Genomic DNA, 8,137 nt, shown 5'->3' on the forward strand with positions numbered 1-8,137 from the left:
AATATAATATTTGCATTTCTTAAGAAATATATGATAATTCTTAATTTTAAAAATATAAAATGATTCATCAATTAAAAAGAACACAACAGCTCTATTGCGATACTGCCAGTGCCTGGATTTTTTTTTCTTCACCCAATAATCTTTCGAGAATTACCCCGAAGGATATGGGCTTTATAGTAGTTAGTGATCTGCCGAATGAGACCATATATGAAGGAATGATTATTGATTATATAGTTTCACCTTTACTGCGCATACCGCTGAAATGGCAGACAAAAATAGTACAGGTAGATCATGAAAAAAGTTTTACCGATTTTCAGCAAAAAGGCCCCTATAAGTTGTGGAGCCATCGACATGAATTCTTCTCTAATGAAGATGGTGTATTGATGATAGATACGGTAAATTATGAACTGCCATTTGGAGTAATAGGTAATTTGGCACACCGTCTTTTCATAAAGGAAAAACTTGAAGATATTTTCGACTTTCGTTATGAGGTATTGCAACAATTATTCAACAAGCAAAAGAACCAAATATGAACTTTATAACTGTATTCATAACCTTTATACTTATGGAACCAGTCACCTGGGCCATTCATAAATATGTAATGCATGGTTTTTTATGGGTATTGCATCGTGATCATCATGATCATAGTATAGAAGGTACTCTTGAGAAGAACGATTATTTCTTTGTAATTTTTGCATTACCGGCTATTGCTCTAATGTATTTTGGTTGGTTAAACGATTTTAATTATTTGTTTTATATAGGCTTAGGTCTTGCCTTATATGGAATGACTTATTTTTTTGTACATGATATTTTTATTCATCAAAGGATTGATTTTTTAAAAAACTCCAAAAACCCTTATCTGCTGGCTATTCGTAGGGCACATAAGCAGCATCATAAACATTTGGGCAAGGCAGAAGGTGAATGTTTTGGGCTTTTGTGGGTACCAATAAAATATTTCAAAATGTATTTTAATAAAGATAAAGTATGAAATCCCGAAAAAGATTTTTGGTGTTTCTTAAATCAACTGCACAGATTTCTGTTCCTTTTTATTCTCTGAGATATATGGGTTGCTTATGAGGTGCAGGAGCATAAAAATTCCAGGTCTGGTTTTACGCATCTAATATAATAAGATTAACCTTCTAAAACTGCTTTATCAGTTTTTCTATAATCTTCTTATTCTGCTGTTTTGATTTTAAATTATCAGTGTGCTTTAGGAATTTTATCGTTGAAGATAATTGTACCTAAGAATAGTATTTCCCAGATGTTTTTTTCAGAAAGCAGTCTAGTATTATTAGAAGGCCTTTTTTGAAGCAAGGCTTTCTTTTTTTAGCTTTTTTTTATTTTAGACAGCTTTTCCTGGGTTTTTTTGAGGAAGGTTATGGGAATTTTAAAACAATAAAAACCCGCGTGTAACGGGGTTTGGACTTATAATAAATAGATTTAGTGGTAAAACAAACTGCAGCCATGGAAGGAACTTTACAGCTTTTAAAAGATATTGTTAATCATGCGCCGCTACCCATCGGGGTATATATTGGCAGTCAACTAAAAATTGAGCTGGCCAATCTGGCGATGGTCAAAACCTGGGGCAAGGGGGGGCAGGTAATTGGAAAGGTCTACCTTGAGGTGCTTTCCCGGACTTTTGTCCAGGTATTTTTGAGGTTTCCCCTGTAACCTTTTATGCGTTTACTTTATGGCTTTTTAAATTGGCATAGGCACGACCATCTCTTTACCTGGCCAGTTCAGCCTTTATACCCGCTATAGGTTATAGTTTCTGTAACCTCAAAGCAAAGATCGGGTTCTTATCCGCCTTCTGTTGTTCAGATAAATATAGTTTGAAGCAGTCACATCACAATAGGTTTCAAGATCCCGGGGATAATAATACCTAACATCTGTATAACCCGGCCGGTCCCCAAGCCGGCGGAGTTCCAATATTTATCTTAACCGACACCTGAGTGTTTGAGTGACAAAGGAAAGCAGTAAAATCCCGATCAAAAATAGTGTATAGTTTTCATAATTTTAATTTTAAATATTATCGCATCTGGATAAAAATAAGAATCGTGTCTTAAATTTATCTTACACTACGTTATTTATATTTTATATTAATGCTGATAATGTTTGAGGTCATATTAGTGGTTCGGGTATAATGCCCGTAGCGGATCTCCAGCGTATTCCAGTGTTTGAGTCCAAAAATTCCATTAAGGGGAGTAAATTTCATTCCCATTCCACAATAGATATTCGTGCCTTGTAAAACTAAAGAGAAATTGCTATTCTCCTCTAATTATACCCGTTACAATTGCTGAAGAAAGCACTTCAGATATTGGCAGTTCAACCGGATCGTAATTTTTGTTATCGCTTACAAGTGTGATAAAGCTATCAAAATCAGACCTGCATACCCGTTTAACCAATACTCCTCGTGTAGTATTTATAACATAAACTTTGTTCCATTGAAAAAAAGTATCAATTGGAAGATACTTACAGGCGACAATATCTCCATTCTGATAATTGGGGTACATGGAAGAGCCTTTTACGGTAATTAAATAATCTGCATCGTCAAAAACCGGAATTAAAAATTGTTTGCTATCACTAGAAACAGTTGTACTGCCGCAGCTATAAGCTGTTAAGTTTTCTGCTGTTATAAGTGGTAAGTATTTGTTTTTTTTCTCGCTGCTGTTAAAGCTGTTTTTTAAAACATTCCCATTTCCGGTTATAAGCCATTCTTTATCAATCAGCGGATTGAGTTTACACAGCCTGTTAATGAAATCAGTAGATAAATTAACTTTACCATTTAGCTTAATTGCACAATACCGTGTTATTTATCTTGACAAGGCCTTTCCGGGTGATACGGCTCTCATCTGCAGCTTCATCCAGGACAATATACCCTTTTTCATGCATCTGGATCAGGGCATCAAGTATTTCTGCCTCTGGGCGGACATATTCTAAGCAAATGTCCTCTGGACATTATAGGGGGCATTACTAGAGCGGTGAGCTCCTCCAGCGTACAGCTCCCGGGATAGCTCCGGGCAAGTTTGCTCAGTATCGAGTCAAAAAAGACGATGGTGTTTCCAAGAAGTAACAGTTTAAAAATAATACAAGCCTTTGAATAAAGATATAAAGATTTCATTAGGATTTAAAAACTTTTTAAATGTTTTGCCTGATATCCGAATTGAAATGCACATCCAAAAGGGACTGGCTGGTAATTACCGCTGAAATCAAATTAATCAAGTAGTAAGAATTGCTTGCGGAATTTAATTTGGAGGGTTCAGCATCACTAAGTTATATAAAATACTTTATATTTTGTTTAATATTTAATAAAAATAGTTAAACAATTATTATCTTTAACATTAAAATATCACCTTACACGAAATGTACTTTGTTTTGTTTGATATTTAATAAATAATATCTGATTTTCTTGAAAATCGCAGCAGAAACTATTATACCGGCTCTTAAATTTAATCTTTAAAAAAATGAAAACAATTGTAATTGTCGGGGGCAGTAAAGGAATCGGGAATGCAGTTTTGGTACAGCAGCTGGAAAATTGCAGGGTTTTCAATATCAGCAGGACAGCTCCCGATATGATCCATCCGAATTTGATTCACTTTACAGGTAATGTGCTCGGGGATGCTTTACCTGAATTTGAAAGTATTGATGCTTTGGTTTATTGTCCGGGATCCATAAACCTCAAACCTATTTTGAGCTTGAGCCTTGATGATTTCAGAAATGATTTTGAAATTAACGTGATGGGCGCCGTCAAAGTGATCCAGCATTATCTGCCGGCTTTGAAAAAAGGCAACAATCCTTCTATTGTGTTATTCAGCAGTGTTGCGGCTAAACTTGGAATGCCTTTTCATTCCAGTATTGCGGCGTCCAAAGCAGCCGTGGAGGGACTCGTTAAATCACTCGGCGCCGAACTAGCACCGTTAATCCGGATCAATGCCATTGCCCCGACTATTACCGAGACTTCTTTATCGGCATCAATTTTAAGAAACGACCGGATGAAGGAAAATATGATTCAGCGCCACCCTTTGAAAAATTACCTCAAACCCCAGGAGGTGGCCCGTGTGGCAGGCTATCTTATGTCTGAAGATGCAGCATCAATTTCGGGTCAGGTTTTTCCGATGGATTATGGTTTGGTAAGTTTTAAACTGTAAATACAGCGCGGCATGAAAATTCTTTTAACAGGCGCAACAGGTTATATCGGCAAGAGGCTGCTGCCCTTGCTGCTGGATGATGGAAATGAGGTAATCTGCTGTGTCCGCGATAAAAACAGGTTCTGTTTTCCTGAAAAGTTTAAAAATAAAATACAGGTTATCGAAGTTGATTTTCTGGATCCCGAAAGCCTTAAAAATATCCCCGATGATATAGATGCGGCCTATTACCTGATCCATTCGATGTCCGGGGCTTCCAATTATGATCAGCTGGAAAGCATTTCGGCAAATTATTTTATTGAAAAAATAAACCAAACAAATGCCAAACAGATTATTTACCTGAGCGGAATTGTAAATGATACCTCACTATCCAAGCATTTATCGTCAAGAAAGGCGGTAGAGGAAATCTTAAGAACCGCAGCAGTTCCATCAACTGTACTCAGGGCGGGAATAATAGTAGGATCAGGAAGCGCTTCTTTTGAAATCATACGCGACCTGGTGGATAAACTGCCCCTTATGATTACGCCAAAATGGCTCAATACGAAATGCCAGCCGATTGCTGTTGGGGATGTTTTAGAATTTTTAATCCGCTCGCTGTTAAACCCGTTAACCTATAATGAAAGTTTTGATATCGGAGGACCTGATATACTGACCTACAGGGAAATGCTGCTGGAGTTTGCCAAAGCAAAAAAACTCAGGAGATACATTTACACCGTACCGGTTATGACCCCGAAATTATCGTCTTACTGGCTATATTTTGTGACCTCAACCTCCTTTAAGCTGGCCTCAGCGCTGGTGAGCAGCATGAAAGTAGAAGTCATCTGCAGCGATAACAGGATTAATAGTTTACTGGGTGTTACACCTATCCCTTACCGGCAAGCATTAGAAAGGGCTCTGAAAAAAATTAGTGAAGATGATATTGTTTCGAGCTGGAAGGATTCGCGAGTAAGCGGGCAGTTCACAGGAAATGTTTCCCAATATTTAAAGGTTCCAAAAAAAGGCTGTTATATTGACAGGAGAAAAAGAGCAGTCATAAACAAGGAATATACCATTGCACGGATCTGGTCCATAGGCGGAGAGACAGGATGGTATTATGCCGACTGGCTCTGGGAGCTGCGCGGGTTCATCGATAAGATTTTTGGCGGTGTGGGGACCAGAAGGGGAAGGACCCATAAAACGCAGATACATGCAGGGGATGCGCTGGATTTCTGGAGGGTGGTATATGCCGATAAGCAGCAGGGCAAACTGGTTTTATACGCAGAGATGAAACTCCCGGGCGAAGCCTGGCTGGAATTTAAAATAATCAACAATACCTTATATCAGGCGGCCACTTTTAAACCCCGTGGACTTATGGGAAGACTATACTGGTATGCCGTGCTGCCGTTTCATGGTCTTATATTTGACGGCATGCTTAAAAAGCTGATTTAAGCATTCAGGGAATAATATTACTTAATTCGTTTACTGTTTTTGGACCTTTGCGGCCCTGCTGAATAGCATATCGGACTGAATCGTTTTCACTAATATTTTCTAACAGCCCACAAAGCATTAAATGCTGCAGGCTATCATTTCATTTGGGCATTTTTAGTACATTTGGGAATTGTAAACTCCCTTGTTATGATAAGTGCTGAAAAACCTGATGCTGGAGACTCAAAAGAAAAAGAGCCAGTAAAAATTCTGCTGGCCGAGGATGATAAAGACGACCAGGAATTATTCATCGATGCCCTGGATGAAGCGGAGATTGCCTCTGAGGTAACGACCGTTGAAAACGGGCAGCAGCTCCTCGATACCTTAAAAGATAAATCCGAGCCCGATCCCGATATTATTTTTATTGATGTCAATATGCCCGTTAAAGGGGGCAAAAAGGCGCTGGAAGAAATAAAGAACGATAAAGACCTTCGGGATATTCCCACCGTTATGCTCTCCACCTGGGACCATCCTGCCGACATTGAAGATGCCTTTGATAAGGGGGCGGACCTTTATGTGCAGAAACCCAGTTCTTTTGCCGGTTTTGTGCTGGTGCTCAAAAAAGTGTTCCTTCTGCACTGGGCAAAAGCTTTACTAAGCCCAGTTATAAGTTTATTTTTTGTTTCTGAGAAGAATATATCTCACAAGGATTAAATAATCCCCATTGCGATCTGCTTTTAATTGAACCAGCTTTACCTTGTGGCAGAGATAATTGATTGTGTAATTGGAATTGGTATGTGATGCTGTATAACCAGGATGGACTAATTGTAAAAAAAGGACTTCAAGTAGTCAAAATACCGCCGTTTAATTTTCCCTGTCATTCGTTTATTTTCTCCTTATGATACTGTTTTAGCCATTTTTCCATTTTCTCCAGCAGCTTTACTTCTTTGGGATCACCAGATGGGTCAGAGAGTCCTATAATGGTTCTTTGATAGTTAAACCTTTTATTTTGAAACTGGCAGGTGAATTTTGGGAACTCGTTGTGGGATACCAGCCATTTGCCTTTCTCTGCAATTTTAATTTCAAACTTCTTCATTTTTCATAATCTCCTTGACAGCTGTATTTACTCAGGCATGACTGCTCTTTGCGCTTGCAGCTGTGTTGTAAACTGCAAAATTAAGAGATTATTGCTGTTGCTGCAGTACAGGGACTGTTAGGAGGTATTGGATTTACTATGTCAATTTTCATCGCACTGCTTTCCTTTCAACTACCAGAATTTCAAAATGAGGCAAAATTTGCCATTTTAATTACTTCAGTTCTGGCTGGAATTTCTGTTTTTTTTCTTTTAAGACTTTACAACACGAGACAGAAAAATAATTAACAGTTGTAGGGTGTATGCGTATTGTTTAATTGTTAATACAGTTTTAAACCTAGGCTCGTTAGACCTTGATTTGCAGGCTTTCTATTTTTCAAAAATACCAAGTGCCATGCTTTTGCCACAAATCTCTGATTGCTAAATATTACAACAGTTTTTGTAGTAATGTTTCGAACTTGAGCCTTCAAATTGTTTTAATACAGCATTATGAGTTCTTGTTAAATCTAAATGCATCGATTGTGCTCCCAGTTTAACTCTAGCATCATAAGAAAAGCTATTATTTAATTGCCTGCTGATTCTGAAACTCTTCGATGGTTAAGTTTCCGAGTGCAGAATGTCTTCTGCAGGTGTTGTAAAAGTTCTCGATATAATCGGTTATTGATTTTTCTGCTTTCTCTTTAGTCTTATATTTATTTTGGTATACCAGTTCTATCTTTAATGTCTTGAAGAAGCTTTCTGCTATCGCGTTATCATAGCAGTTTCCTTTTCTGCTCATGCTTTGGGTTATTTTATTTGTGGCTAATAAAGCAATAAACTCATGGCAGGCATATTGCTTTCCTTGGTCTGAGTGAAAGAGTAGTTCCTGATTGTTCTGCAATGGACGATTTAAAAGAGCTTTCATTAAAGAGGTGATGCTGGTATCTTTTGCTCTCATTGTTTCGCTGATTGACCAGCCGATCACTTTACGGTCAAAAAGGTCTATCACCACAGTGAGATAGATCCATCCTTCATCTGTTTCGATGTAGGTGATATCAGAAACCAAGATTTCGTTTCTTCTGGATGCCTTAAAAATCTGTTCTAATCTGTTTTCTGCTGATCTGTTATTACGGGGTGGGTTTGTAGTCTTTTTATATTTAGATTTTGCAATGCTTCTCAGATGGTTTTCCTTCATAATCTGCCCGACAAATTTTCTGGAAACTTTTATCCTGATGGAATCTAATTCTTTAGCAATTCTAGGGCTTCCGTATCGGCATTGGCTCTAGTGGTAAATTCTTATAATTTCTATTATTATATGGGCTTTCCGTACAGACTTTGCAGTGGGTGTTCTTTTCCTCCATCGAAAGAAACTGCTTTTGTGAATCTGAAAAATCCGGCACATCTTCTCGACAGGAAATATTTCAGCATTTTCTCTGATGAATTCATATTTCACCCGCCGCTCTTGGAGAAGATATTTTGAGCCTTTTTTAGGATGTCCCTTTCAATTTCTAATTCT

10 protein-coding genes and 1 pseudogene are annotated in these 8,137 nt (G+C 37.9%); 7 read left to right on the forward strand and 4 right to left on the reverse strand.

Going from position 1 to position 8,137, the window contains the following annotated elements:
- The first annotated feature begins 59 nt into the window (after positions 1-59).
- From B3C18_RS18525 to B3C18_RS18535, 3 genes are all read left to right on the forward strand, one after another.
- Positions 60-533, forward strand: coding sequence for an SRPBCC family protein (locus B3C18_RS18525; protein ID WP_291149994.1), 474 nt, complete (start codon positions 60-62; stop codon positions 531-533).
- On the forward strand, positions 530-988 hold the full coding sequence (locus tag B3C18_RS18530; RefSeq protein WP_291149997.1) for a sterol desaturase family protein: 459 nt from the start codon (positions 530-532) through the stop codon (positions 986-988). The genes B3C18_RS18525 and B3C18_RS18530 overlap by 4 nt, the downstream gene beginning before the upstream one ends.
- Positions 989-1,464: 476 nt before the next feature.
- Positions 1,465-1,671, forward strand: coding sequence for a hypothetical protein (locus B3C18_RS18535; RefSeq protein ID WP_291150001.1), 207 nt, complete (start codon positions 1,465-1,467; stop codon positions 1,669-1,671).
- A 593-nt stretch (positions 1,672-2,264) separates the two neighbouring features.
- Here B3C18_RS18535 and B3C18_RS26005 read toward each other — a convergent pair.
- A complete protein-coding gene (locus tag B3C18_RS26005) occupies positions 2,265-2,813 on the reverse strand; it encodes a S24 family peptidase (protein WP_349680590.1) in 549 nt (182 codons plus the stop codon).
- Positions 2,814-3,464: 651 nt separating this feature from the next.
- Between B3C18_RS26005 and B3C18_RS18545 the strand changes: the two genes are divergently transcribed.
- The 3 genes from B3C18_RS18545 to B3C18_RS18555 all read left to right on the forward strand — a co-directional run bounded on the left by B3C18_RS18545 (position 3,465) and on the right by B3C18_RS18555 (position 6,263).
- Entirely contained in the window at positions 3,465-4,148 is a 684-nt protein-coding gene (locus tag B3C18_RS18545; RefSeq protein WP_291150004.1) for an SDR family NAD(P)-dependent oxidoreductase, read from the forward strand.
- 12 nt (positions 4,149-4,160) lie between these two features.
- Positions 4,161-5,573, forward strand: coding sequence for an SDR family oxidoreductase (locus B3C18_RS18550; RefSeq protein WP_291150008.1), 1,413 nt, complete (start codon positions 4,161-4,163; stop codon positions 5,571-5,573).
- A 186-nt stretch (positions 5,574-5,759) separates the two neighbouring features.
- Positions 5,760-6,263: a response regulator gene (locus tag B3C18_RS18555; RefSeq protein ID WP_291150010.1), complete on the forward strand. Its 504-nt coding sequence runs from the start codon at positions 5,760-5,762 to the stop codon at positions 6,261-6,263.
- 163 nt (positions 6,264-6,426) lie between these two features.
- Here B3C18_RS18555 and B3C18_RS18560 read toward each other — a convergent pair whose 3' ends face one another.
- Positions 6,427-6,645: a hypothetical protein gene (locus B3C18_RS18560; protein WP_291150012.1), complete on the reverse strand. Its 219-nt coding sequence runs from the start codon at positions 6,643-6,645 to the stop codon at positions 6,427-6,429.
- Positions 6,646-6,759: 114 nt separating this feature from the next.
- Between B3C18_RS18560 and B3C18_RS18565 the strand changes: the two genes are divergently transcribed.
- Positions 6,760-6,930: a Na+/H+ antiporter NhaA gene (locus B3C18_RS18565; protein ID WP_291150021.1), complete on the forward strand. Its 171-nt coding sequence runs from the start codon at positions 6,760-6,762 to the stop codon at positions 6,928-6,930.
- A gap of 271 nt (positions 6,931-7,201) precedes the next feature.
- Here the strand turns inward: B3C18_RS18565 and B3C18_RS18570 are convergent.
- Positions 7,202-7,888 (reverse strand): annotated as a pseudogene (locus B3C18_RS18570) (IS3 family transposase); the annotation flags it as partial.
- A 44-nt stretch (positions 7,889-7,932) separates the two neighbouring features.
- Positions 7,933-8,067, reverse strand: a complete 135-nt coding sequence (locus B3C18_RS18575; RefSeq protein WP_291150015.1) for a hypothetical protein — start codon at positions 8,065-8,067, stop codon at positions 7,933-7,935.
- Positions 8,068-8,137: the final 70 nt, after the last annotated feature.

The sequence above is a fragment of the Flavobacterium sp. UBA7680 genome (assembly GCF_002482975.1).
In the GTDB taxonomy this organism is placed as follows: domain Bacteria; phylum Bacteroidota; class Bacteroidia; order Flavobacteriales; family Flavobacteriaceae; genus Flavobacterium.

Bases quoted from the DNA above. Each gene is read 5' to 3' on its own strand.
- B3C18_RS18525 (WP_291149994.1), top strand. From the start codon at position 60: ATGATTCATCAATTAAAAAGAACACAACAGCTCTATTGCGATACTGCC.
- B3C18_RS18530 (WP_291149997.1), top strand. From the start codon at position 530: ATGAACTTTATAACTGTATTCATAACCTTTATACTTATGGAACCAGTC.
- B3C18_RS18535 (WP_291150001.1), top strand. From the start codon at position 1,465: ATGGAAGGAACTTTACAGCTTTTAAAAGATATTGTTAATCATGCGCCG.
- B3C18_RS18545 (WP_291150004.1), top strand. From the start codon at position 3,465: ATGAAAACAATTGTAATTGTCGGGGGCAGTAAAGGAATCGGGAATGCA.
- B3C18_RS18550 (WP_291150008.1), top strand. From the start codon at position 4,161: ATGAAAATTCTTTTAACAGGCGCAACAGGTTATATCGGCAAGAGGCTG.
- B3C18_RS18555 (WP_291150010.1), top strand. From the start codon at position 5,760: ATGATAAGTGCTGAAAAACCTGATGCTGGAGACTCAAAAGAAAAAGAG.
- B3C18_RS18560 (WP_291150012.1), bottom strand. From the start codon at position 6,645: ATGAAGAAGTTTGAAATTAAAATTGCAGAGAAAGGCAAATGGCTGGTA.
- B3C18_RS18575 (WP_291150015.1), bottom strand. From the start codon at position 8,067: ATGAATTCATCAGAGAAAATGCTGAAATATTTCCTGTCGAGAAGATGT.